This window comes from Clostridium sp. (genome assembly GCF_051650885.1).
Lineage (GTDB): Bacteria > Bacillota > Clostridia > Clostridiales > Clostridiaceae > Clostridium.
In genome coordinates, this window is sequence record NZ_JBOFRG010000210.1 from 1 (window position 1) to 25,528 (window position 25,528).

23 protein-coding genes are annotated in these 25,528 nt (G+C 28.5%); 4 read left to right on the plus strand and 19 right to left on the minus strand.

The genetic code is table 11. The features are described 5' to 3' along the window. Positions 1-22 precede the first annotated feature (22 nt). Both rpmE and ACRC28_RS09940 read left to right on the plus strand, forming a co-directional pair. Positions 23-229, plus strand: coding sequence for a 50S ribosomal protein L31 (gene rpmE, locus ACRC28_RS09935; RefSeq protein WP_002598683.1), 207 nt, complete (start codon positions 23-25; stop codon positions 227-229). 112 nt (positions 230-341) lie between these two features. Then, positions 342-1,439 (plus strand): MGDG synthase family glycosyltransferase, encoded by a 1,098-nt coding sequence (locus ACRC28_RS09940; protein ID WP_438543294.1) that lies wholly within the window; start codon positions 342-344, stop codon positions 1,437-1,439. A gap of 32 nt (positions 1,440-1,471) precedes the next feature. Here the strand turns inward: ACRC28_RS09940 and rho are convergent, their stop codons facing one another. The 12 genes from rho to ACRC28_RS10000 form a co-directional block, all read right to left on the minus strand. After that, the gene (gene rho, locus ACRC28_RS09945) at positions 1,472-2,992 is read right to left on the minus strand and encodes a transcription termination factor Rho (protein ID WP_438543295.1); all 1,521 of its coding nucleotides are present in this window, start codon (positions 2,990-2,992) and stop codon (positions 1,472-1,474) included. 165 nt (positions 2,993-3,157) lie between these two features. Continuing rightward, the gene (locus ACRC28_RS09950) at positions 3,158-4,768 is read right to left on the minus strand and encodes a CTP synthase (protein ID WP_438543296.1); all 1,611 of its coding nucleotides are present in this window, start codon (positions 4,766-4,768) and stop codon (positions 3,158-3,160) included. Between the two features lie 239 nt (positions 4,769-5,007). Then, positions 5,008-5,424 carry a DUF1934 domain-containing protein gene (locus tag ACRC28_RS09955; RefSeq protein ID WP_438543297.1) on the minus strand — a complete coding sequence of 139 codons (417 nt, stop codon included), beginning with the start codon at positions 5,422-5,424 and terminating at the stop codon, positions 5,008-5,010. Between the two features lie 10 nt (positions 5,425-5,434). After that, on the minus strand, positions 5,435-6,424 hold the full coding sequence (locus ACRC28_RS09960) for a tRNA 4-thiouridine(8) synthase ThiI (protein WP_438543298.1): 990 nt from the start codon (positions 6,422-6,424) through the stop codon (positions 5,435-5,437). A 105-nt stretch (positions 6,425-6,529) separates the two neighbouring features. Continuing rightward, the gene (spoIIR, locus tag ACRC28_RS09965; protein WP_438543299.1) at positions 6,530-7,153 is read right to left on the minus strand and encodes a stage II sporulation protein R; all 624 of its coding nucleotides are present in this window, start codon (positions 7,151-7,153) and stop codon (positions 6,530-6,532) included. 63 nt (positions 7,154-7,216) lie between these two features. After that, the gene (gene ispE, locus ACRC28_RS09970; RefSeq protein ID WP_438543300.1) at positions 7,217-8,059 is read right to left on the minus strand and encodes a 4-(cytidine 5'-diphospho)-2-C-methyl-D-erythritol kinase; all 843 of its coding nucleotides are present in this window, start codon (positions 8,057-8,059) and stop codon (positions 7,217-7,219) included. Between the two features lie 105 nt (positions 8,060-8,164). After that, positions 8,165-10,765 carry a cyanophycin synthetase gene (gene cphA, locus ACRC28_RS09975; RefSeq protein ID WP_438543301.1) on the minus strand — a complete coding sequence of 867 codons (2,601 nt, stop codon included), beginning with the start codon at positions 10,763-10,765 and terminating at the stop codon, positions 8,165-8,167. Positions 10,766-10,768: 3 nt separating this feature from the next. Then, the gene (locus ACRC28_RS09980) at positions 10,769-11,572 is read right to left on the minus strand and encodes a cyanophycinase (RefSeq protein WP_438543302.1); all 804 of its coding nucleotides are present in this window, start codon (positions 11,570-11,572) and stop codon (positions 10,769-10,771) included. Positions 11,573-11,679: 107 nt separating this feature from the next. Next, positions 11,680-13,242, minus strand: coding sequence for a DUF3794 and LysM peptidoglycan-binding domain-containing protein (locus tag ACRC28_RS09985; protein ID WP_438543303.1), 1,563 nt, complete (start codon positions 13,240-13,242; stop codon positions 11,680-11,682). Between the two features lie 343 nt (positions 13,243-13,585). Then, positions 13,586-13,822, minus strand: a complete 237-nt coding sequence (locus ACRC28_RS09990) for a Veg family protein (protein ID WP_438543304.1) — start codon at positions 13,820-13,822, stop codon at positions 13,586-13,588. 163 nt (positions 13,823-13,985) lie between these two features. Next, a complete protein-coding gene (yabG, locus tag ACRC28_RS09995) occupies positions 13,986-14,861 on the minus strand; it encodes a sporulation peptidase YabG (RefSeq protein WP_438543305.1) in 876 nt (291 codons plus the stop codon). 110 nt (positions 14,862-14,971) lie between these two features. Then, positions 14,972-15,973 carry a CotS family spore coat protein gene (locus tag ACRC28_RS10000; protein WP_438543306.1) on the minus strand — a complete coding sequence of 334 codons (1,002 nt, stop codon included), beginning with the start codon at positions 15,971-15,973 and terminating at the stop codon, positions 14,972-14,974. A 104-nt stretch (positions 15,974-16,077) separates the two neighbouring features. Here ACRC28_RS10000 and ACRC28_RS10005 point away from each other — a divergent pair, with 104 nt between their 5' ends. Then, a complete protein-coding gene (locus tag ACRC28_RS10005; protein WP_438543307.1) occupies positions 16,078-17,196 on the plus strand; it encodes a glycosyltransferase family 4 protein in 1,119 nt (372 codons plus the stop codon). Positions 17,197-17,236: 40 nt separating this feature from the next. Here ACRC28_RS10005 and ACRC28_RS10010 read toward each other — a convergent pair whose 3' ends face one another. Genes ACRC28_RS10010 through ACRC28_RS10020 form a run of 3 tightly spaced genes read right to left on the minus strand, consistent with a single transcriptional unit; the run spans position 17,237 to position 19,934 of the window. Beyond that, positions 17,237-18,250, minus strand: a complete 1,014-nt coding sequence (locus ACRC28_RS10010; RefSeq protein WP_438543308.1) for a CotS family spore coat protein — start codon at positions 18,248-18,250, stop codon at positions 17,237-17,239. A 13-nt stretch (positions 18,251-18,263) separates the two neighbouring features. Further along, positions 18,264-18,935, minus strand: a complete 672-nt coding sequence (locus tag ACRC28_RS10015; RefSeq protein WP_438543309.1) for a hypothetical protein — start codon at positions 18,933-18,935, stop codon at positions 18,264-18,266. A 12-nt stretch (positions 18,936-18,947) separates the two neighbouring features. Beyond that, a complete protein-coding gene (locus ACRC28_RS10020) occupies positions 18,948-19,934 on the minus strand; it encodes a CotS family spore coat protein (RefSeq protein ID WP_438543310.1) in 987 nt (328 codons plus the stop codon). Between the two features lie 129 nt (positions 19,935-20,063). Here ACRC28_RS10020 and ACRC28_RS10025 point away from each other — a divergent pair, with 129 nt between their 5' ends. Beyond that, positions 20,064-21,188: a glycosyltransferase family 4 protein gene (locus tag ACRC28_RS10025; RefSeq protein WP_438543311.1), complete on the plus strand. Its 1,125-nt coding sequence runs from the start codon at positions 20,064-20,066 to the stop codon at positions 21,186-21,188. Here ACRC28_RS10025 and ACRC28_RS10030 read toward each other — a convergent pair. From ACRC28_RS10030 to ACRC28_RS10045, 4 genes are all read right to left on the minus strand, one after another. Further along, positions 21,169-22,326, minus strand: coding sequence for an ABC transporter substrate-binding protein (locus ACRC28_RS10030; RefSeq protein WP_438543312.1), 1,158 nt, complete (start codon positions 22,324-22,326; stop codon positions 21,169-21,171). The genes ACRC28_RS10025 and ACRC28_RS10030 overlap by 20 nt on opposite strands. 42 nt (positions 22,327-22,368) lie before the next feature. Beyond that, complete coding sequence (locus ACRC28_RS10035; protein ID WP_438543313.1) at positions 22,369-23,757, minus strand: MATE family efflux transporter; 1,389 nt, start codon at positions 23,755-23,757, stop codon at positions 22,369-22,371. A gap of 112 nt (positions 23,758-23,869) precedes the next feature. Beyond that, complete coding sequence (locus ACRC28_RS10040) at positions 23,870-25,186, minus strand: 6-phospho-beta-glucosidase (RefSeq protein ID WP_438543314.1); 1,317 nt, start codon at positions 25,184-25,186, stop codon at positions 23,870-23,872. A gap of 75 nt (positions 25,187-25,261) precedes the next feature. Further along, positions 25,262-25,528, minus strand: a 267-nt coding sequence (locus tag ACRC28_RS10045) for a phospho-sugar glycosidase domain-containing protein (RefSeq protein ID WP_438543315.1), incomplete at its 5' end; no start/stop codon positions are given.

Genomic DNA, 25,528 nt, shown 5'->3' on the forward strand with positions numbered 1-25,528 from the left:
TTATTAAAAAGAGGTGAAAAATATGAAACAAGGCATACATCCAGAATACCATCATGATGCTGTGGTTAAGTGTGCATGTGGAAACACTTTTACAACTGGTTCTGTTAAAGAAGAGTTAAAAGTAGAAATATGTTCAAAATGCCACCCATTCTTCACTGGTAAGCAAAAAATCGTTGACGTTGGTGGAAGAGTTGATAAATTCAACAAGAGATTCAACCTTAACAAATAAGAAATTTAGGGAAAGACTTTGTCTTTCCCATTTTTCTTATATATGCTTTCATATTTATAATCTTTCTTTAAAATTGTAATTAATAAAATTTATATAAAGCGAGTGAATTTAAATGAAAAAAGTTTTAATCTTATCTGCTTCAACTGGTCAAGGCCATAATCAAGCTGCTAGCTCATTAGATGATGCTTTTACAGAAAAAGGATTCCAAACATCAAGACATGACTTTTTAGAAGGCAGTAGCAAACTTCTACTTTCATTAGTCGTTGGATCTTATGAGGTTTCAGCTATGAAATTCCCATTAACTTATGGACTTTTTTATCGTCTTACTAATAATGCTTTTGCTAATAAATCGTTAGCTTTCTTTTTTACATTTGTTAAAAAGAGATTATTTAAAGTAATACAAGCTGAACAACCTGATTTAATAGTTACTACTCACCCTCTTAGCGTTTGTCTAATTGCAGGTCTTAAAAAAATGGGAGTTAAAGCTCCTTTTGTATCTATAGTAACTGATTTTAAAGCTCATTACACATATATCAGTCCTAAAACTGACCTCTATATAACTGGAAGTACTTTCACTAAAGACTCTCTTATCCATGATGGAATAAATAAGGACATCATATATCCTCTAGGTATTCCTATAAAAAAAGAGTTTTTCCATGAAGATCCAGATGTAATCGACTTAAAAAATGACTGTTATTTTAATATTTTACTTATGAGTGGAAGTATGGGACTTAATAGTATTTCATTAGTCCTTGAAGAACTTTTGAAAAACAGACATAAGCTTAGAATCACAGTTGTATGTGGAAACAATAAAGAACTAAAAAAAGATTTAGAATCTCATCTAAATAAAGAATATAAAGATAAAAAACTTCATATCATTGGATTTTCTAAAGATATAAATTACTTTATGGAATATTCTGATGTATTAATTTCAAAGCCTGGCGGTTTAACCGTTACCGAATCATTAGTTAAGGATTTACCACTAATAATTCCTTTTGTCATTCCAGGACAAGAAACTGATAATGCTAAGTTTTTAACTTCAAATAATCTTTCATTGAAGCTTAAGCATATTACTGAAGTAAATTCTTTAATTGATTCTTTAATTGATAACCCTGATAAACTTATCAAAATGAAAAAAAATATAAAAGATTTAACTTCAACTTATTCAATAGATAAAGTTATAGAAGTATCTTCTAAATTAATAAAGTGATACAAGAAAAATCTTGTATCACTTTATTTTTATTACTTTCCTATCTTCGAAAAAACTTGGACAAATTCAGCATTATCCTTAGTTTTTGATAACATTTTCAATAAATTTTCAGTTACATTATCACCATTGCCATCTGCATACATAGTTTTTCTTATATTGTATGAAACATCACGCTCTTCTGGTGTTAATAATAAATCTTCTTTTCTTGTTCCTGATTTATAAATATCTATAGCCGGGAATATTCTTCTTTCTTGAAGTCTTCTATCTAAATGAACTTCCATATTTCCTGTTCCTTTAAATTCTTCAAAAATCATATCATCCATTCTTGAACCTGTATCAACTAGAGCAGTTGCAAGTATTGTAAGGCTTCCACCCTCTTCAATATTTCTTGCTGCTCCAAAGAATTTCTTAGGCATTATTAATGCTCCTGGGTCAAGTCCTCCAGATAAAGTTCTTCCTGTTGGAGTTATTGTTAAGTTATACGCTCTTGAAAGTCTTGTTAAGCTGTCTAAAAGAATTATTACATCTTGACCTTGCTCAACCATTCTTTTTCCTCTTTCTAAAACCATTTGAGCAACTTTTGCATGATTTTGTGGTTCTTCATCAAAAGTTGAATAAATAACTTCTCCCTTTATAGATCTTTGCATATCTGTTACTTCTTCAGGTCTCTCATCTATTAATAAAACGATTATTTTTACATTTGGCGCATTTTCACTTATATTTTTTGCTACAGTCTTTAAAAGTGTCGTTTTACCAGCCTTTGGTGGTGCAACAATTATCCCTCTTTGTCCTTTTCCTATAGGACAAATTATATCCATTAATCTAGTAGATAAATTTCCTGCCTTACCTTCTAATTTTATTCTTTCAGTTGGGTATATTGGAGTTAACTTTTCAAATCTTGTTCTTCTTATAGCTCTTTCAGGACTTTCATCATTTACTTTATCTACATATATTAAAGCTTTGAATTTTTCTCCTTCTTTAGCTTCTCTAGCTTTTCCTACAAGCATATCTCCTGTTGATAAATTAAATCTTCTTATTTGTGCTGGAGATACATATACATCACTACTACTACTTAAGTAATTTTCTCCTCTTAGAAATCCAAAACTATTATTTTCTTGTATTTCTAATATTCCTGAAACTGTCTGAACATCAGCAGAAAAATTATCATTCGTTCTATTGTTATTGTAATTATTTGTTGTATTACTATTATTATTTGAGTAATTATTATTTGAATTATTGTTATTTGAATTATTATTTGAGTAACTATTGTTGTTATAATTATTATTTGAATTAGTATTACTCATATTATTGCTACTATTATTATTTGCATAATTATTATATTGTCTAGTTTCTCTTTGCTTTGGTGCTATCTTTTCTCTTAAAACTACACCCTGTTTATTTGTTGTCGCTTCTTCATTTTTACTAGCTTTAAGCTTTAAGATTTCTTCAATTAATTCATCTTTTTTAAATTTAGATATATTTTTTATTTCTAATTCTTTAGCAATCTCTTTTAACTTTGCTAAGGTCATTTCTCTGTAAACTTCTTTAGTCAAATTTACACCTCCGTAATTTATGTATTTATAATCAATTTGGGATTTTTAATAAGAATATTAGAATTACAAGACTTTTATTATATTATCCTTTATTTACATCTATTTTGCAAGTTTATTGCATAGCAAAAATGGACATCCTCTTTTAAAGAATATCCATTTTTATAATTATTTATTCTTATTTTCTTTTACTGCTTTTATAAATCCTATAAATAAAGGATGTGGTCTATTTGGTCTTGATTTAAGTTCTGGATGGAACTGTGCTGCAACAAACCAAGGATGTTCCTTTATTTCTACTATTTCTACTAATCTTTTATCCGGACTAGTTCCTGCAATTTTCATACCTTTTTCTTCAATCATTTTTCTAAATTCATTATTAAATTCATATCTATGTCTATGTCTTTCATATATAACTTCATCTTTATATAAATTATAACTTTCTGTTTCTTTATCTAATCTACAAGGATATAATCCAAGTCTCATTGTTCCACCTAAATCCTCTATATCCTTTTGGTCTGACATTAAATCAATAACTGGATATTTTGTATTTGGATTTAATTCTGAACTATGAGCACCTTTAAGTCCTAATACATTTCTAGAAAATTCAATTACTGCACATTGCATTCCTAAACAGATTCCAAGGAAAGGCACTTTATTCTCTCTAGCCCATCTTATAGCTTCTATTTTACCTTCTACTCCTCTATCACCAAATCCACCTGGAACTAATATTCCATCTGAATTTTTAAGTGCTTCATTTACATCCATACTTTCAAGCTCTTCTGAATTCACCCAATTTATTTTTACCTTAACATCATTATCTAAACCACCATGACTTAAAGCTTCAACTACTGAAATATATGCATCATGTAATTCAACATACTTTCCAACTAAAGATATATTAACTTCATTTTTAAGGCTCTTCATTTTATTGACCATATTAATCCATTCAGTATTATTTATATCCTTGCACCCTAAATGTAATTTTTCACATACAAGATTATCCAAACCTTCATCATGTAACAATAATGGTACTTCATAAAGATGATCTGCATCTAAATTTTGTATTACAGCATTTCCTTCTATATTACAGAATAATCCAATTTTATTTTTTATATCATCTGATAATTCTTTTTCCGATCTACAAACTATAATATCTGGTTGTATTCCTATACTTCTAAGCTCTTTAACTGAATGTTGTGTTGGTTTTGTCTTAAGCTCTCCTGCTTTTCCTAAATAAGGTACTAATGTTACATGAATAAAACAAACATTTTCTCCTCCAACTTCACTTCTCACTTGTCTAATTGCTTCTAAAAATGGTTGCGATTCAATATCTCCAACAGTTCCACCAATTTCTGTTATTACAACATCAACATCTCTTTCTTTAGATACACTATAAACTTTTTCTTTTATAGCATTTGTTATATGAGGAATAACTTGTACTGTTCCACCAAGGTATTCTCCTCTTCTTTCTTTAGAAATTACTGACCAATATATTCTTCCTGTTGTAATATTACTATTTTGACTTAAGTTTTCATCTATAAATCTTTCATAGTGTCCTAAGTCTAAGTCTGTTTCCGCACCATCATCTGTAACAAAAACTTCTCCATGTTGATATGGACTCATTGTCCCTGGGTCTACATTTAAATAAGGATCAAATTTTTGTATTGATACCTTAACCCCTCTGTTTTTTAATAATCTTCCAAGTGATGCTGCTGTTATTCCTTTTCCTAATGCCGAAACAACTCCCCCAGTTACAAATACATACTTTGTTTTCTTCATTTTAAAAACCTCCTTATTTTTTCATCTTTTTTGTTGACATGTATTGAAATACAATATATAATAGATATTACCCCGCTAAATAAGTAAGGGGTTATTTGTGCTTGATTTTTTATAACATAGTTAATATACTATCATACTAAATATTTTATTTCTAGTCTTATTTTGTTAATAAATAGGCTTTTTTTTATTTAAAATAAAAAAAAGCTATAAAATCTTTTAAATTTTATAGCTTTTCCTAATTATTTTGCTTCAATATCTAAGCTTATCTTTGTTTGGAATGGTTCCTGTCCTACAACTCTCATTTCATACTCAATAAGAATTTTACCACCATGCTCATTAACTTCTTTTTCCAAGTTTTTTGTGAATATCTCAAGTTCTAATATTCCATAAGGTGTACTGTATAAAGCTACTGTTATTTCATTCTTTTTGAATACCATTTTTGTACTAGTACTTCCCGCTCTTTCTAATGTAATAACATCTTCTTCTATAGCTAAACTAGTTTCTGTTCCTTTCATTCCTGAAAGTTCTGTTTCGTTATAAACTACTCTATATACATTCTCTTTTAATTTATACTTCCCATGAGTTAAAACTTCTATTAGTTCATCATTTTCCATAGTTGCATTACTAATTATCTTTATAATAGCATTCTTTTCCATGTTAAACCTCCTATCTCATTTGTATTATATATTTTTCAATTTCCTCATCTGTCGCTGGTTTAATTTCTATCTTTCCATCAAACTGACATCCAAATCTTCCATAAGATACTTCTACAACTTCTTCATCTTTTCCTTTACTATATCTTCCTGCAATTTTAGCTCCAAGGTCTAAATCATCTCTATTCGCCTCTCCGCTTATTATTACCATAGCCCCATTATGGCTTACAGGATACATAACTGTATCTTCTTTTGAAAGTAATGCTTTTATAGCATCTCCTTCTTCCTTTGTTCTTGTAACTATTATAGTCTTCCCATTTTCTGATACAAAATGTCTACCATATCTTAAAAGTTCTATTTCTTTTTCTGTTGCATCACCTTGTCTGTCTAAAGTTTCTCTTAATCTTAAAGAGAAGTTTGGTTCTGTTAATCTACATCCTCCAGCTGGTGATGGATAATCCTTTATTCCCCACTCTTCTGCTAATGCCATTTGTGGTTTTCTACTTCTTCCTGAAATTTTTAAAAGTTTACTTCTATCTACTAAACCTGATTTCTCCATTTCAGTTTCTTCTAAGTTTTGTGCACATAAAGGTCTTAATATTTTTTCACCTATTCCAGACTCTTTTTTAACCTTGCTTAATGCTTGCTTATTTTGAGACATAGGTCTTTGATTTAAAACCTCTCCTGTTATTATAAAATCTGCATCAAATTTCTTTAATAATTCTCCCGAATATCTCATCATCATTGCATGACAATCAATACATGGATTCATATTTTTTCCCCATCCATGCTTAGGGTTTTTAACCATTTCAAAATGCTCTCCTGAAAAATTAACTACCTCTAATGGAATTCCAATTTGAGCTGTCATTCTCTTAGCATTTTCTTCATTAAAAAAGTATGATTTAAAGCATACTCCTATTACCTCTATTCCTTGGTCTTTTATTAACTTTGCTGCTAATATACTATCTAATCCACCCGATACCATCGCTAATGCTCTAGTCATAATTTTCTTCCTCCTAATAATCTATATAAAATTTACTTAATCTACTTTAAGCCACAAGTTAAAGTTTATGATTATTATGGATTTTTATCAAGTCTTTTTTTAATTTTAGAATATATCCCCTAGTATCTCAAATAATTTTATTCCATATTCAACCTCTTCCTCTTCTTCATATGCAACACCTTCACCTAAGGTTTCCTTCATCTTCTCTTCTGTTTCCTCATATGAAACTTCCCCTTTAGTTACATCTGTAAAACATAATGGTGGAAACATTACACACCACCAGTTTTCTCCCTTATGTTCTCCAATTAAAATTCTAAACGCTTCATATTCCCCTTGTGGTAATATAATATTTCCATATACTTTCTCTGGGAAATTCTCTCTCTTAAATTCTATTTTTACAGAATAATCATAGCCTTCTTTTTTTATAACTTCTTTAGCTATTCCCATTATTTTTTCTTTATTTTCATTTAATAATTCTCTTGTCATATCTAAGCTTTCTGATTTTTTTAATAATGGCTCCATATATTTTATAACTTCATTCTTAACTTTCATTTTTAACTCTTGGTCTTCTTTAGAATCACTATTTGCAAGAACATGAAATCTTATTAGCTTGTCCTTAACATCATTATAATTATAAGTAATTCCTTCACCTTCTATATTTTTAGCCTCACATCCAGCTAAAAAAACTAATCCTATTACACTCAACATACAAATTATCATTTTTTTCATAAATAAAAACCCCCTTTAATAGTATTAATCATTACCATTATTGGAGGTTTTATTCATATTTTTTTAAATTGTTCTTGTTATAAAAACATCTTTATATTTTTTCTTCATGCTTTCATAGCAATTTTGTGCTTTAAGCATATCATCAAAAAATGCAAACACAGTTGGCCCACTACCACTCATCATAGCACCTGTTGAACCTAATCTCATCATACTTTCTTTTATTTTTATTATCTCTTTATGCTTTCTTAAAGTTACATTCTCTAAAAGATTTTTCATATTTCTTGAAACAAACTTTAAGTCATCCTCTTCCATAGCTTTTATAAGTTCCTCTGTTTTTGGATGGAATATAGCTCTTTGTATATTAAATTCCTCATATACAGCTTTAGTTGATACTCCAAAGCTTGGTTTTACTAATACTAAAATTTTATCTTTAAATTTTTTAAGTTCAGTAACTTCTTCACCAATACCTTCACAAAGTGCTGTTCCACCTTTTATGCAATAAGGAACATCCGCTCCAAGCTTCACACCCAATTCCATTAATTCCTTATCACTTGCATTTATGTTAAATAGCTTATTCATAAGCTTTAGAACTGCTGCTCCATCTGTGCTTCCTCCTGCAAGTCCTGCACAAACTGGGATATTCTTTTTAATCATTATGTTAACTCCAGATTTTATGTTGTAAGTTTCCATAAATAATTTTGCTGCTTTATAAGCTAAATTTCTCTCGTCACTTGGAACATATGGCTTATTACAAGATATGTTTATTCCATGCTTTGCTTTATCTACTATGATGTCATCATATAAATCTATGCTTTGCATAATCATTCTTAGTAAATGATATCCATTTTCCTTTTTCCCTACAATATCAAGCGAAATATTTATTTTAGCATAGGCCTTTATTTTCATATTATTCCCCTTCCCTTAATTAGAGTAAATATTACTCATAATTTTATCATAGGAAATTATAGATGTCTATTTTTAAGATAGAGTCAATTTTTTTGACTCTATCTATCATTTTCTAGCTTCTACCATTTTAACTTCTTTTTCATATCTTTCTATTACTTCTAATGTTTTTTCTCTATCTTCATAGAATACTACTATTAAGTCACCTTTTTCACTTATTTCAAGCGCTCTTTTCATAGCATCACGTTCATCAATTATAATTTCTTTTTCCCCTTTTTCAATTCCTGAGTATATAACCTGTGCCATATCCCCTGGCTCTCTACCACGTCTATCATAATCCTCTTTAACTATTGTAACATCTAGAAATTCACCACAAATTTTTCCAATCTCTATTCCCATCTCATTCATTCTATCCCCGGCTATTCCAACAACACCTATGACTCTGTTTCTTTCTAATTTTTCAATTGCTGAAAAAACTCCTTTATAGCCTTCTTGATTATGACCATAGTCAAGTATAATAGTTCTTCCTAAAACTTCATACATATTAAATCTTCCAGCATTACAATTACTGTCTAACTTAAAGCTCTCAAAACCTTTTCTTATCATACAATAATCTACCCCAAGTCCTACAAGTGCTGCACAGGCTGCTAATGAGTTTTCTATATTAAACTCAATCTTCCCATTTAAGGTTATTGGTATATCCCTTACTTTTATCACATCATATTTTCTATTATTATTAACTACACTTATATAATCTTCATCAACAAATACAGAAATCCCACCTATAAGTATATTTTCTTTTAGTAATTTACTTTCTTTATTTTTAGAGAAGAATATCTTTTTTCCTTTTACTCTATCTAATATTTTAACACTCCAAGAATCATCTGCATTGATAACTGCATATCCATCTTCTTTTACTTCCTCTAACACTAATGATTTTACAAAAGCTAAATCTTCTACTGTTTCGACTTCATCTAAACCTAAATGGTCTCCTGTAATATTAGTTAATACTCCAACATCTGCTAAATCATATGCAAGACCTTTTCTTATCATTCCACCTCTTGCTGTTTCTAAAACTGCTACTTCAACTTCGCTATTCATTAATATGCTTTTAGCACTTTCATATCCTGTATCATCACCAATATCTATACATGTATCATTTACATAAATTCCTTCTGTAGATGTCATTCCTACAACCTTCCCCATAGTTTTTAATACATGGGAAATTAATCTTGTAGTTGTTGTTTTACCATTTGTTCCTGTAATTGCTATTACAGGTATATTACAAGGCTTATCTTTATATAAATAATTTACAATTTCTAAGCCAACATCTCTCTTTTCTCCTTGTGTAGGATAATGATGCATTCTTATTCCCGGTGCTGCATTTACTTCAACTATAATTCCATTATCCTTAAGTGGCTTACTTATATCATCTGTACAAATATCTATACCACAAACATCTAAGCCTATTGCCTTTGAAGCTCTTATTAATAACTCTTTATTTTCTTCCGATATTTTCTCCGTAACATCTTCTGCTGTTCCACCAGTACTTATATTAGCATTTCCTCTTAACAATAATTCTTTATCTTTTTCTAAAACACTTTCTAAGGAATATCCTCCCCCCTGAATTTTAGATAAAACTTCTTCATCAATTTTAATTTTTGTTAAAGGCTTTTCATGATCTTCCCCTCTTAATGAATCTTTATTCATTTCATCTATAAGATTTTTTATCGTAGCTTTTCCATCACCTAAAATATGTGGTGGTTTTCTTAGAGATACTGCCACTATTTTATTATTTACTATACAAACTCTATAATCATTTCCCACATAGTATTTTTCTAAAATTATTTCTTTAGAAATTTTACTAGCTTCTTTATATGCTCTTAAAAGTTCTTTTTCATCTTTTATATTTAATATAACACCCTTACCTTGATTTCCATACTGTGGTTTCAAAACTAAAGGATATCCTATTCTTTCTCCTTCTTTTAAAACCTCTATTACATTTCTCACCTTTGCAATTTTTCCAACTGGAATATTTTGAGTGTCTAATATCTGTTTAGTAAGAAATTTATCACATGCAATATCCGCACTTAGACAACTAGTATAATTCGTAATCGTAGCTGATATTATTTTTCTCGCTTTTCCATACCCTATTTGATAGTATCCTGAATTTTCTATCTCAAATACCGGTAGCCCTAACTTTTTAGCACCATTTACAATTGCATTTGTACTTGGTCCTATTTCTTCATAATTCTTTATTTCCTTTATTATTTCAAGTCTTTTTTGAATATCAATTTCTTCTTTATTTATTATGCTATTTATTATATCTACACTTAGTTTCCCAATCTCTATAGCTGTTTTTTCATACCAATATTGAAAGATAATATAATAATGTTCATCTTCCACTTCTCGTGCTTTTCCATAAGACACTTCTATTCCTAATCTATTTTGAAGTCCTATTATTGTGTGTTCACAAACATGTGCTAAGTATGTTCCTTCTTTTAATCTTATTAAAAATCCACCATCTACATCTATTCCACATCTATGTTCTTTTAATTCAGGTATATATGCTACTATTTTTTCATTAAAACCTTCTATGTCTTTACTTGGAATATCTTTATATCCCTCTAAATCTACATCAAGTCTTATACATTTTTTTCTAGTGTATATGTTTTTCCCTCTATATACTCTTTTGCTTATTATTTTCATTGTTTATTTTTCCTCCTTAAAAGGTACCCTTTTTCTAAGATTAAACATATTTCCATTTATCAACACATGTAATTTGACATTAAATATACTTAACACCTTATCTATTTCCTGTGCAGAAATATTTGTATCAGTTATCTCATTTCCATCTATTATATATACTCCACCTTCACCTATAACATTTATAGACTCCTCTTCTACTATAATTGCTGTATTCTCATCTATTCCAATACCAAGCTTCCCTGGATTTTCAGCTATTGCAGTTAAGAGTCTTCCAAGTCTTCCTCTTTGTGCAAAATGCTGATCTATGACTACATTCTGTACAAAACCTAAACCCGGTGCCATTCTTATAGTATTCTTTTTAGGTGACTCCTCATCCTTCCCTTGAACTATCATCGTTTCACTCATAATGGATGCACCTGCTGATGTACCAACTAAAATTTTCCCTTTTCTGTTTAAAATAGCTTCACTTGTTTTTGTTCCACCTAAGATACTAGTAACTCGTAATTGGTCACCTCCAGTAAAGAAAATAAGCTTTGATTTTTCTATAATTTCTGCATTTTCATCTTTATTTGCATCTTCCCTATCTTCAATTTGTAATATTTTAATATTTTTAATACCTAAGCCTTTAAATACCTTTAGATAATCTTTACCTACAACCTCTTGAATTTCTGATGCTACAGTCATGACAATTAATAAATCTTTTTCTTTATTTATTTCATTGCACACTTCCTTTAAGATATCCTTATTTCCTTTTTTATCCTCAGCTCCACCAATTATTATTAATTTATTTTTTGGTATTTCATCCATTAATTCCTCACCTCGCTTTACGCGTTTATTATTATCTCCCTCTCTCCTAATATTTATACATTAAACAAACAAAAACGAGGCTAAACTCCTTAGCCTCGCTTCTTTAACTAACTTATTCTTCCTGGAATTAAGATTTTTTCTCCACAAATAAGTTCATCTTCATCATTCATATCATTCATTTTCTTTATTTTTTCTGTAGTTGTTTTATATTTTTTAGCTAAATCCCAAAGCTTATCGCCTTCTCCAATAACATAAATTGTTATACTAGCTTTCTTTTCATGCTTTCCTTCTTCAGCTTCTTTTATATCATTTACTATCTCTTTATTTACCTCAAATAACACTTTTGCATTTACTTGTAAATTTGCTTTTACAGCTATTGTATTTGCTTCTATAGTTACATTTAAGTCTTCTAGATATGCGTTTGCTATAACATGCATTCCTTTTTTACTTCCCATAGTTTCCATGGTTGCTGTAAATGGAATATCCCCCTCTACTTTTGCTAAATATTTTTCTGTATCCCCTGTTTTATAAACAATACATGCTTTTAAATATCCTTCAATTGAAACTCTGTCATTTACAACCATTTTATCAGTAATTATAATATTTCCTGCTGAAGTAATTATATTTTCTGGTTTTAAATCATCTTCTTTTATATAAATATTATCTTTAACCACTGTATCATTGTTATATATTCCATGTATCATTCCCATTTCACAGTTATCTTTTTTAACTTCTACTGGAAAACTTGGTGAATACGCATCGATAATCACTTCTAAAGTTTCTTTTGAGAATACTTTTACTCCACAAGCTACTTTAAATTCAATATTAACTATTCTTGATTCACCTAGATCATCTTCTTCAATATTCACATTTTTTCCTGTTAACTCCATTTTAGCGCTAATATCCATTTCTGGAGTTACATCAGGTGCTAATAATTCTTTTGAAATATACACATTATCATCTAAATGATATACTTCTTTACCTTCATTCCCTAAATACAAAACATTTACTTTGCAATAACATCCGCAATAGACTTTTTCATCACCAATTTTAGTTTCTTTCTTTTGCAATGTAATATCAGATTTTAATATTTTAGATATTTGTGGTTTGTCCATACTAACTCTTAATACAGATTTTCCTATAATCTCTAATAATTCATCTAACTTTGTTTTATTTACACATTCATTTTTCTTTAACATTTCCACATTTTCTTCTGATTCAACATCTTTTATAAGCTCTATTTCTTTTTCTTTGTACTTTTCCCAATTGATGTTCATAACCCCATCAATTGAAACTTTTCTTTCATTAATAATTTTTGCTTCAATATGTTCCACTCTGCAATCTACTTCACAGATTACCTTATGTTCGCCTTCTTCTAACTCTAATGCATTAGAAAATTTTTGTGAATAATTCACTGAGCAAACAACCAAGCTGTCTTCTCTAGCTAAATAAAGTACGTTGTACTCTATCTTCCCTTCTATAACTACTTTATCTCCTGTAATATCTTTTGAGGTTACTACTGGTTTTGCATCTACCATTAAAACCTCTTCCACGTCTGGATGTGTGTCAGGTATTAAATACTCTTCATTTAACATTGCTGTTGTATTACTTTCATTTAATAACTGCTCAAACTGAATATTTTCTTTTATAACATCTATCTTTTTTTCCATTTTAGCCCTCCTATAAATTATCTACTAACAATATATACTTCAGAACTGGATATAATTCCTATTTTATAAAGACAAATTTCGACACCCATTTATTCACTTTATATTCATCTTTCATTTACATTTCATTCTTTTTTGATTTATTTTAATTTTTTTATCAAAATTTGTTGACAAGTATCTAATATTAGCGTAATATAGGAAGTGGTTATTGACCATATAACCTCTCATAAATTCTCAATACCCTTTTATACCATAGTTGAAAGATGGAAACCCACCATCTTTCTTTTTTTTTATTTAAAATAAAAAAATAAAAAAGAAAACTTCGAGAAAATCGAAGTTTTCTTTTTTATCCTGGAAAATCTAATTGAACTGTTCTAGTTAATACATCTGAATAACTATATGTTACTGTTCTTTGTGTTTCATCTTCTAATCGAACTACAAATATACTAGGATAAACACTTTCTATAATTCCATCATTCACTAGAATTTTTTTTCTTCCTCCGTTAGCTTTTAGGGTAACTTTTTCTCCAATATGGCCTTCAATACTTTTTTTTATTGAAGCGATTGTTTTTATTCCATTCATATATACACCCTCTTTCATATTATAAATTATACCAAAATTTTGAAATAAGTCAAGTAAAATATTTTATTTTATCATTTACTCTTCATAATGTCAATATTTTTATTTATCTATATTATATATCATCTTACATTTTTTATTTATTATACATAAAAAGTCTATTTTTTTATAAATAAGGTGATTTAGGGTATCCTTCTCTATATTTTCCTCTCGTTTGTATTCCACCAATGCCTTTTACTCCTGTTATTGTATTCTCTATAACTTCTTTTATTGATATTACTTCATCAATTGTTGCATATGCTATCTTTTCACATATAAATACAGGATCTAAACAATGAATTAATACTCTATTTGGCGAAGAGGCAAAGTTAGCTCCTGCATCTAATATGCATTCATAACAACTTTGACATGCTCCTGCAAATATAACCAAATCATCATAATTTCTGTTTAATTCTCTAAGTGCCTTTACCGCCTCAATATAATACTTTGTATTTCTGTAATTATTCAAATCTAAATAACTTTCTGGATTTCTAGTAATACTATCATGTCCTGTTAAAACTACTATATCTGGTTTTACTTCCTTTACCAAATCTACTATTTTACTCCCTTGTTCTTCTTCTGGGATAGCAAAGCCTACTGCCTCTAAAGAAAGTTGTTTATATACCTTTAAACAAGTATCTAGATATTCTTTATCTCCATCTATATGAAGTATTTTTCCTGGTCTCCCAAAATATAAATCATCAGAATTTAAATTTTTTTTTAACTTAGCTGTAACTTTATTTCCTTTTCTAGCTTTCAAGTCTCTTGTGATCATTATATTTTTTATAGCCTTATTTACTCTGCTATTTAATATTTTATCTTGTTCACCATTATAATCCTCTTCAACTACTTCTAAGTCAACTTCTTTAGCATCTGCTACTATCCTTATATTTATTCCTTTTAGAATATAAACTTCCCTACCATCTTTATATTCTATATCTATGATTTTGAATGTTACATCCTTGTTGTATGATTTTCTTACTACTATATCTCCTATCTTCATCTTTTTCCTCGTCTTTAAGTACTATATATTATAATATTAATTTTTCTTGTTTTTGTTCCTTTAAATTTTTACAAAACAAAGGAACCTCTATAAAAGAAGTTCCTTTGTTATTAATCTAAATCATATAATTCTTTAAAATCTTTTATAAATTTAAGATAATTTTCTCTCTCTTCTATAATTCCCTGTATCTTCTTAGAGAATGTATTCACTCCCCACGTTACTTCATTATAATAATACCTATTAGCAAGCCTCCAGAATCTTTGTGGGAATTGTAAGTATGCTAATAATACTCTATACTCTCCTGCTTCTAGTGGGCTAACCTTATTATAAGATTCTATAATTTCTTTTGCAAAATTTACATCCCAATCAACTCTTTTAAGTACTTTAATCATAAAGTTAGATATGTCAAAAGCTCTTATTTCTCTTTTGCAATAATCAAAATCAATAACATTCACTTCTTCATTTTCATCAATAATTATATTGTGATATGTGAAGTCATGATGGCAGAATACTTTTTCTTCTTCTGCAATATTACATAATCTTTCATAATCCGAAGTAATTAATATGTCACTTGCTTCTTTTGCAAGTTCCTTATAAAATTCAACAGATTTTATATATAGAAGATCAAATTCTGTTTTTACATTTTTCTTTCTTGCCATTTCTTTCATTTTGTCTAATGCCTTTATTCTTTTCTTCATAAGGCCTGGCCATCTTCCTAAATCACTTTTAAGCTTTGAATTTTCTGGTGGATCATATCCTTTAGATGCTACATGAAGTTTAGCTAAAGTTTCACTTGCTAACTTTACATCTTCAATTTTATGAAAATCACACTCTCTTCCTTTTAACCACATAGATAATGTATATAAGTCTTCATTTACTAACGCATACGGATACCCATCTATATTAAAGAAGTATCTATCCACCTTATCAAACCCATTTTGTATAAGATGTTCTTTTGCTCCGCATACAAATAATAGTTTTTGAGGCCCATAGTTAATTTTCTTTAAACATCTCTCACCCTTATTTGTATTTAGATAGTAAACGCCTTTGTTTGCTTTTATTGTTTCAATTTTAATACTAAACTGTCTTTCGATTTCGAACTCTCTCATCATCTCGATCACCTCCTATATATCTATATGTTAACTTTGCTAAATTTATTAACACTTTTACTATAACTTAATATAATAATATTAGCAATATTTGGAAAGGATTAATTATGAAAATTGGTATAGATGGTCGTGCAGCAAAATGGTATAGGGGAACTGGGATAGGAACATACACCTATCAACTAATTTCAAACTTAAATAAAATTGATAAAATCAATGATTATTTATTGTTTTCACCAGATAATCTAGATATAAAAAATTTAGGTAAAAACTTCTCTTTTGAAAGAGTAAAGGAAAATACAAATGAAAATTTTTGGGAAAACATTAGTGTTCCAAACATTTTAACTGATAAAAATATGGAACTTTACCATGTTCCACAAAATGGCGTTGGATTATCTGAGAATATATTTTGCAAAAAAACTATCACATTACATGATATTATTCCACTAAGAATGCCTGAAACCGTAAGTGATAGATATCTTAGAATTTTTAATGAAGAAATGCCTAAAATAATCCAAAATTGTGATGGAATCATAACTGTTTCTCACTTCTCTAAAGATGATATCTCTAGAGAATTTAATTATCCTAAAGAAAAAATTTATGTAACGCATTTAGCAGCTGAAGATATTTATAAACCGCTTAGCAAATCTAAATGTCAAAATTTAATTAAAGAAAAATATTCTATAGACAAAAATTTTATTTTGTATGTAGGTGGCTTTAGTCCTAGAAAAAATATCAAAGGTCTTATAGAAGCCTACTCACTTTTATCTAAGGAAAAAAGAAATAACACTAAACTTGTTATTATAGGCAAAAAGGGAATTTCATATAAACTTTATTTAAATCGTGCAAGAGAGCTAAAGGTAGAAGATGATATTTATTTTACTGATTTTATTCCTTTAGAAGATATGCCTATTTTTTATAACGCTTGTGAAGTTTTAGTTTATCCATCATTTTATGAAGGCTTTGGATTACCATCTTTAGAAGCTATGGCTTGTGGTGCTCCTGTAATCGCTTCTAATAAAACATCAATTCCTGAAGTTTGCAATAATGCAGCTTTATTTATTGACCCAAGTGATGTACAAAGCATATCTGAAAAAATAGATTTAGTCTTAAGCGATAGTTTTATAAAATTATCTATGGTTAATAACTCATTAAAGAAAAGCAAATTATTTTCTTTTGAAAAAACAGCCTCTGACACCTTGTCTGCTTATAAAAATATACTTGAATAAAAAAAATAATGCCCCCTTTTTTTGGGGCATTATTTTTATTTTAAAATTCCTTTAGGAAGCTCTTTCTATAAATATCATTTTCTAATTTCATTTTAAATTTCCCAAGATAACTCTCATATTCCCATTTCTTTTCTTTATGATAATAAACCCTAATTATTGAATATACATCCTTTGGAAAACTTAAATTTATCTTTATAATTTTTCTTTCAACTTCTGATAATTCGCTCACTTTGCTATATTCATTTAATATAAGATTTGCTATTTCTATATTAAATGCACTATTTTTTATCCATTTTAATATAAAATCACTAACATCTATGCATCTTAGGTTTATACTCGCATAGTCAAAATCAATTATATTACATTTATTATTATCAATTAAAAAATTATGATGGGCTAAGTCATTATGGCAAAGAGCTATTTTTTCTTCCTCTTCTAATAAACTCTTATAATTTACTTTTTCTAATAAACTTATTGTTTCATTTATTTCATCTATATACACATCAACATTTTCTAGAAATAATTCATCAAATTCATTTGGATATTTATATTCTAAAACTACCTTTTTTATATTTTTTAAATCTTCTACTGCCTTTATATATTCTTCTAATAAATCTTCACTTTTTATAACCATTTTATTTTCTTTTTGTAAATAATCCACCAATCCTATTGATGCCTTATGAAATTCCCCAATAGTTCTTGAACACTCTTCTATATCTAATGGATTTTCACAAGTCGCTTCAATCCCTGTTATTCTATCCATAAGAATATAACATTCATCCTTCCACTTTAAATAACTTTGTCCATTTTTTAATTTTTCCATTCTCATAGTATTTTGAAAACTTCTATTTATATATTTTAAGCTACTTTCTATAAACTGTACTTTATTTTCATCATAATAAACCTTCTTTAAAATTTTATCTCCTGAATCAGTTTTTAATATGAATACTTTTCTTAAAGGATGCACTTCCTTTATATCTACTCCTAATGTGTCAAAAAATTCTTTACTTAAATCATAACTACATAAAAATTCTTTTTCTAAATATCTTCCCATATTTCCCCCTTACTTATACAATTCCTTCTTTTTTCATAATTTCAAATAGCTTTTCTTTATCTAATTTACTTTTATTTTTCTCAATATACTCTATACATAAATTAGGTACCTCTAGCATAGTTTTTATATATTTATAACTTTCTACATCAAGATTAGCCTTCCTTACATACTCCACTATAAACTTATCCACTTCACTTTTATTTTCAGCTTTTTTAACCCTATTTAAATAGGTTACTACATCATCCTCAATCAAACTGTATGCTACTTTTTTTATCTTTCCTATTTCAATCTCATCTAAAACTCTAATATTTCTCTCATCTAACTTTCCTATTGTTATCTCTTTTCTATCCACACTTCTCTTTACTATCTTTTTTAAATTTATATCTTTAATTTTATTGTTTATTTCCTCAAGCTTCTCCATTAACGGTGTAAATTCATTTCCTAGTTCTATACTCTTCATCATTACATAAGCAGTTTTCACTCGATTTATTTCTCTTCCTATATAGCTTTTAATACCACTGTAGCTTCTTGTATTAAAGCTCCATAATATCTTTTGCACCTCAGCTATAAGCTTTATTTGAGCTATAATTTCCTCTTCTTTTTTTAAACCACCTTTAAAATATTCATTCATTACATATATGTTTTTTTCAGATAAATACTCCATAAGCCCTTTATTTACATCCATTTTCACGCCTCCTTATATTAATGATATTATTTCTTTTTTCATTTCTAATGTACTAAAATATTTCTCTAGCTTTTTAAGCATAAAATCTTCTCCCCAAGGTCTCATTTCCCAATATACTTGAAGTCCTATCTGCCAAAACTCTTGTGGAAAGCTTAAAAATTCTCTCATCACATCTTTTTCTTTAGCATTTATATCAATATTTTTTTGATATCCTTCCAATATACTATCTATCTTTTTTCTAGATGGATTTTCATTAAACTTATTTACTCGCCAAATAAAAGATGCTAAATCGTGAATTCCACTATCTAAAATACAATAATCAAAATCAATAAATTTAATCCCATCCTCACCAATTAAAATATTGTGATTTGCTAAATCATGATGACAAAATCCTAACCCCTTTGCATCTTTTCTCATTATTTCTATATAACTACTCTTTTTAAGTCTTTCTATGCTTTTATTTGCTCTTTCTATTTCTTTATTGAAATTTTCTAAAAACATTTTATCAAAATCACTTTTATAAGCCTTTCTTTCAATTCGTAATTTAAAATCAAACATTTCATCTCTTCTAGTTTGAAAAACCTTTATCCATGACCCCCAATAAATTCTCGGTCTTGTATCTTCTCCTAATATAAAGCCTCTACTTTTTAAATGCATTTCACTTATTTTAGTACTTATTTTTTCAATCATCTCTATATCATCAAAATTGCTTTCCTTTGCCCGTATCCATTTTGTTAAAAAGCAATTCTTATTTTCAAAACTTATAAAATCCTTTTTATCTCTAGTTTCAATTATGTTTAATATCCCATCAAATCCCTTTTGTTCTAGATGTTTTATTCCTTTTATTATAAATTTAAAATGTGGCAGGTCATGCCCTACAACCTTTAGGCAAAATCCATCATCCCCATTTATCTTGTAAGTATTTTTAACCTTTTCTAAAGTTTTTACCTCTAGCTCATACTTTTTCTCTATTAAGTTTTTTAAGGTTTCTAGATTCATTAAGTCTTCCCCCTAAAATATTTATCTATTTTTTATTATATGTTTTCTCATTATTTTGGTGATTTTTATTCACATTTTTATCACTCTTTAATAATTTATTAGTATATATACTTTGAAAGAGGTGGAGAAATGAAAATAGCAATCGACTCTAGAAGCGTTAATCTTCATAGTGGAACTGGAATTGGCACATATACAGATAATCTTATTTCAGAAATGATTAAAATAAATACTGAAGATTTATTCACATTAATATGGACTGGAAATTTACATGAGAAATTCAAACAAAGTAACATTGAATATATATATGCAGCTGGAAAACATAATCTTTTTTTTGAAAGATACTATATTCCTGATAACCTTATAAAGAAAAATATAGATTTATATCATATTCCTCAAAATGGACTCGGCTTTCCTTTTGAAAAAAAATTAAATACAGTAGTTACTATTCATGACCTTATTCCCTATACTATGCCTGAAACCGTTGGGCCTGGTTACCTTAAAAGATTTTTGCGTGATATGCCAAATATAATAGAAAATTCTAAGGGAATTCTTACTGTTTCTGAATACTCAAAAAAAGATATTCTAAGATTTTTCAAAGGATACCCTGAAGATAAGATATTTGTAACACCTTTAGCTACTAACGATTCCTACAAGCCTTTAGATAAAGCTTTATGTACTAGACAAATTTTTGAAAAATTTAATTTTAATACTCCTTATATTTTATATATCGGTGGTTTTAGTAGTAGAAAAAATGTAAAGGCCTTAATTGATGCTTTTATAGATTGTAAATCTAGTTTACTAAAGGAATATAAACTTCTTATAGTTGGTTCTTTAAAAGATGATGGCGAAAAACTTTTTAATTATGTTGAAGAAAAAAATATGTTATCTTCAATAATCTTTACTGGTTTTGTAGAAGATTCTCTTTTACCTGTTCTTTATAATGGTGCAGATGTTTTTGTTTATCCTTCACTGTATGAAGGGTTTGGACTACCACCATTAGAAGCTATGAGCTGCAAAACTCCTGTAATCTCTTCTAATATAACTTCTATACCTGAAGTTACTGAAGATGCAGCTCTACTTATAGACCCTAACAAATCAGAAGAAATATCTAAAGCTTTAGTTAAAGTTTTAAACGACTCTAAATTTAGAAATTCTTTAATACAAAAAGGATATGAAAAAAGCCTCCATTTTTCATGGAGGCAAACTGCAATTCAAACTTTAAATGCTTATAAAACTATTTACTCTGATTTATAGTAGAGTCACTTAAAATTTGCTTGTTAATTTCTAAATATTCATCATAATTTTGTACACTCGGAGCCTTTATTGCTATATTACTCAATACTACAAGAGGGCTCTGATTGACAAAATTGTTCATCTCATCTTCTATTTCAGTATTCTTATAAGTATATAAATAACTTGAAAATACGTTAGCTGATTCTGTATATTCTAAAGATAAATTTGTATTATTACTTAAGAAGGATAGGAATGCTTTACTTAACTCCACATCCTTATCATTTAATATTGCTAAATCATCTCCTCCCTCTTCATAGAACTTATTTGCCCCTTGAATTAAGGCTGGAGGATTTACAACTGTCCATTCACAAGGCTCTTTTATCCCCTCAATAGATTTAACTCCATTAATTGAACTTATAGCACCTGCATATTCACCATTTGAATTTACTTGTAGAACATTTTCTTTTTTTAACTTCTGAATCATACTTTCAGTATTCTTTATTGTATCTTCTTTGTCGTATCCTGAATTCAGATTTTCCATTATCAATAAATTAATTAATTTATTATAATCATCACCAGTTCCATTTAATAGTTTAACTTTTCCCTTGCTCTTAGTATATATTCCTTTTCCTACATTAATAACATCATTCCAAGTATTTATATCTGTACTATTATATCCATATTTTTTTAATAAATCTGTTCTTAATAATAGTCCTATTGGGTTACTAGAAAACGGTAAGCTATAATACTTTTCGTTAATCTTGCTTTCATTTAATCTAGCAACTCCAAAATTCCCACTATAAGAACCTATTATATCTCCTACTTCTACTGGTACAATTTCTTTTTCATTTATTAAATTTCGCATATTAGTATTATTCATAACTACTATGTTAGGTTTTTTTCCATTCTTATATTCATTCACTACATAATTAAAATATCCATCATCTTTTGCTTCTTCCACAAATATTTTAACTTTATGATGCTTTTCTTTAAATTGCTCTGCAGCTGAATTTATATATTTATAGTTACTACTATTAACCATAATTTTCAAAGTACCTGTTAATTCTTTTTTTTCATGATTTCCAATAATATTAGTAAGCACTATTCCAATTGCTATTACTAATACTATTCCTATCAAAGTTTTTATCCTACTTTTCACGTTTTTTCTCATCCTTTACTGTATTATAAATCAATTTTTTTCTTATATATTTACTACCTCTTCTTTAATATCTTCTTCTAAAACTAAATTTTTAATCCATTTTTTACTTCTTATTCTTTTAAAGCAAGCTCCCATCTTCACTATTTCCTCTAAAGCACACAAGGCATATACCACATACACTGGAACTTCTAATATAAATGCTCCTATAAAAGCTACTGGAACTCCTATAAACCACATTGTCATAGCTTCAATATAAAAAGATACCTTTGTATCTCCTCCCCCTCTTAAAACTCCAACAATTGCAATAATATTATATACTCTTATAATCATCACTAAAGAAGTTACATATAGAATATACCTTGTCCACTCTTTTACCTCTGCTGAAACATTATACAAGTTAACAATATTTCCTGCTAAAACTATTATTAATACAGATATAATTCCACCAATAATACATCCAAGCTTCAATGAATTATTTCCATATCTTACTCCAACATCATTCTTACCTTTTCCAACTTCTTTTCCTACTATAACTAATGATGCACTAGCTATTCCAAAAATAACAACCATAAATAAATTGCTAATCGTTGTTGCTATTTGTACTGATGCTATTGCACTTGTTCCAATTCTTCCATATACAACATTATACATTACAGAACCAAATCCCCAACAAGCTTCGTTTAAAAGAACTGGAATTACTGTAATTACTATTCTTTTTATAAAGTCATACTCAAAAGTGAAGTACTCTTTAATTTTTCCACATAAAATACTTTTACTTAAGTAGACATACCCTATAATAATTATACACTCTATTATCCTTGCAATTAAAGTAGCTATTGCTGCTCCTTCTACACCAAGCTTTGGAAATCCTAACTCTCCAAATATAAGACAATAATTCAATCCAGTATTTATTATAAGTGCAATTCCACTTGCAACCATTGGAATAACTGCTTTTTCTATACATCTTGATGCCATTGCAAAATTAAAGCTAAGCGCTGTAAATATATAACTAAAGCATACTATAACTAAATAACTTGCTCCTGTTTCTATAACACTTGAATCTGTATTGAAAAAACCTATAATTGTACTTGGAAAAAGTAATGCAAGTCCCATGAAAATTCCACCAACTATAAAGCTTGAAACTATTCCAATACCGACTAATTTTCTTATATTTTTCTCATCTTTTTTTCCATAATATTGAGATATAAAAATCCCAATCCCACTAAATAACCCCATAATAATTATATTTAATAAAAAGAAATATTGATTTCCTATACCAACAGCTGCAATTTCTTTTTCCCCAAGGCTTCCAATCATTATAGTATCTACGATATTTAATGATGATGTAATTAAGTTTTGTATAACTATTGGTAATGCTATTACAAAAACTTTTTTATAAAACTTCTTATCAACCTCTGTTTTCCCAAACATAAAATCTCTCCCCCCAATAATAACTCCCATAATTATACCATATTTTTACTTTATCTAAAGTTTTTTAAATTTAAAAAGCCTCCTTTAAATAAGGAAGCTTTTAATACAATTTCTATTTATTGAATTGTGGTAAATATTCTTTATGAGCTTCTAATAACTCATCTAATAATGTTTTTGCCATTTTTTCTGATGGAATTAATGGATTCATTGCAAGTGCCATTAATGCCTTTTCATAATTTCCTTCAACAGCTGCTTCTACACAAAGAATTTCAAAACTTTTTATAGTTTGAATTAATCCATTTACTGATGTTGGGATTTTACCCATAGCCATTGGTTTAGGACCATCCTTAGTTATAATACATGATATTTCTACTGCTGAATTTTCATCAATTCCTATTATTGCACCATTATTTCTAACATCTACTGGTTGTATATCACCTTTATCATTATAAATTGAATGAATTAATCTACATGCAGCATCTGAATAATATGCGCCTCCTCTTTTTTCTAATTGAGGTGGTTTAATATCTAAGTTTTCATCTTTATATAATTCAAAAAGATCTTTTTCTAATCTTTTTACAACTTCTGCTCTAGTTTCACCTTTAGAGAATTCTTTTAATTCATCTTCTAACATTTCTGCTGTTTGGAAATAATATCTGTGGTATGGACAAGGCATCATTCCTAATGCTCTTATAAAGTCTTTGTTCCATTCAAAGTCTTTTATATTTTTAACAATAGAACCAAGCTTTCCATCTGCCATAGCATCCATAACTTTATCAGTTACATTTTCACCATCTAAGTAAATTTCTTTTCCAAATACCATATGGTTTAATCCAAAGAAATCTAATCTTACTCTTGAATGTTCTACATCTAACATATTTGCTGCAGCCTTTTCCATTCCTATTGGAACATTACAAAGACCTATAACCTTTTTATTTATACCATATTTTAATAATGCTTCTGTAACCATTCCTGCTGGATTAGAGAAGTTTATAAGCCATGCATTAGGACAAAGTTCAGCCATATCTCTATCTATATCTAATATCACCGGAATTGTTCTAAATGCTTTAAACATTCCACCTGCTCCATTAGTTTCTTGTCCTATTACACCATGACTTAAAGGAATTCTTTCGTCTTTTATTCTTGCATCTAAAAGTCCTACTCTAATTTGAGTTGTAACAAAGTCAGCATCTTTTAATGCTTCTCTTCTATCTAAAGTTAAATGAACTTCCATAGGAATTCCAGCTTTTTTAACCATTCTTTTAGCTAATTCTCCTACGATTTCTAACTTCTCTCTTCCCTCTTCTATATCCACAAGCCATAATTCTCTTACTGGTAATTCATCATATCTTTTAATAAATCCTTCTACTAGTTCTGGAGTATAGCTTGATCCTCCACCAATAGTTACAATCTTAATTCCCTTACTCATACTATCTTCCTTCTTTCACAATTTATTTATGGCAATAAGAGGCCATGGTACCTCCCCCACAGCCTCTTATAATAACTATCTCTTTAATTTAAATGCAAATTTTCCCCATGGCTCTATTAAGTCAATTAAGAATCTTTCTTCTTCAACAACTCTTGCAACAACATTAGTTTTTCCACTATTTTTCATTTCTTTTCTTGCAAGTTGTAATTCTCCTGCATATCTAGTGTAAAGATCTGATTCAATCATTACATCTCCTTTTACCATATCTGGAGTATAAGCAGGTGGGAAGCTTTCCCCTTTATATTTAACTCTTGATTGAGTTGATCTTATAACATAATCAGA

Excerpts from the sequence above, each read along its gene's own strand:
- rpmE (WP_002598683.1), top strand. The coding sequence starts at position 23 with ATGAAACAAGGCATACATCCAGAATACCATCATGATGCTGTGGTTAAG.
- ACRC28_RS09940 (WP_438543294.1), top strand. The coding sequence starts at position 342 with ATGAAAAAAGTTTTAATCTTATCTGCTTCAACTGGTCAAGGCCATAAT.
- ACRC28_RS09950 (WP_438543296.1), bottom strand. The coding sequence starts at position 4,768 with ATGAAGAAAACAAAGTATGTATTTGTAACTGGGGGAGTTGTTTCGGCA.
- ACRC28_RS09955 (WP_438543297.1), bottom strand. The coding sequence starts at position 5,424 with ATGGAAAAGAATGCTATTATAAAGATAATTAGTAATGCAACTATGGAA.
- ACRC28_RS09960 (WP_438543298.1), bottom strand. The coding sequence starts at position 6,424 with ATGACTAGAGCATTAGCGATGGTATCGGGTGGATTAGATAGTATATTA.
- spoIIR (WP_438543299.1), bottom strand. The coding sequence starts at position 7,153 with ATGAAAAAAATGATAATTTGTATGTTGAGTGTAATAGGATTAGTTTTT.
- ispE (WP_438543300.1), bottom strand. The coding sequence starts at position 8,059 with ATGAAAATAAAGGCCTATGCTAAAATAAATATTTCGCTTGATATTGTA.
- cphA (WP_438543301.1), bottom strand. The coding sequence starts at position 10,765 with ATGAAAATAATAAGCAAAAGAGTATATAGAGGGAAAAACATATACACT.
- ACRC28_RS09980 (WP_438543302.1), bottom strand. The coding sequence starts at position 11,572 with ATGGATGAAATACCAAAAAATAAATTAATAATAATTGGTGGAGCTGAG.
- ACRC28_RS09985 (WP_438543303.1), bottom strand. The coding sequence starts at position 13,242 with ATGGAAAAAAAGATAGATGTTATAAAAGAAAATATTCAGTTTGAGCAG.
- ACRC28_RS09990 (WP_438543304.1), bottom strand. The coding sequence starts at position 13,822 with ATGAATGGAATAAAAACAATCGCTTCAATAAAAAAAAGTATTGAAGGC.
- yabG (WP_438543305.1), bottom strand. The coding sequence starts at position 14,861 with ATGAAGATAGGAGATATAGTAGTAAGAAAATCATACAACAAGGATGTA.
- ACRC28_RS10000 (WP_438543306.1), bottom strand. The coding sequence starts at position 15,973 with ATGATGAGAGAGTTCGAAATCGAAAGACAGTTTAGTATTAAAATTGAA.
- ACRC28_RS10005 (WP_438543307.1), top strand. The coding sequence starts at position 16,078 with ATGAAAATTGGTATAGATGGTCGTGCAGCAAAATGGTATAGGGGAACT.
- ACRC28_RS10010 (WP_438543308.1), bottom strand. The coding sequence starts at position 18,250 with ATGGGAAGATATTTAGAAAAAGAATTTTTATGTAGTTATGATTTAAGT.
- ACRC28_RS10015 (WP_438543309.1), bottom strand. The coding sequence starts at position 18,935 with ATGGATGTAAATAAAGGGCTTATGGAGTATTTATCTGAAAAAAACATA.
- ACRC28_RS10020 (WP_438543310.1), bottom strand. The coding sequence starts at position 19,934 with ATGAATCTAGAAACCTTAAAAAACTTAATAGAGAAAAAGTATGAGCTA.
- ACRC28_RS10025 (WP_438543311.1), top strand. The coding sequence starts at position 20,064 with ATGAAAATAGCAATCGACTCTAGAAGCGTTAATCTTCATAGTGGAACT.
- ACRC28_RS10035 (WP_438543313.1), bottom strand. The coding sequence starts at position 23,757 with ATGTTTGGGAAAACAGAGGTTGATAAGAAGTTTTATAAAAAAGTTTTT.
- ACRC28_RS10040 (WP_438543314.1), bottom strand. The coding sequence starts at position 25,186 with ATGAGTAAGGGAATTAAGATTGTAACTATTGGTGGAGGATCAAGCTAT.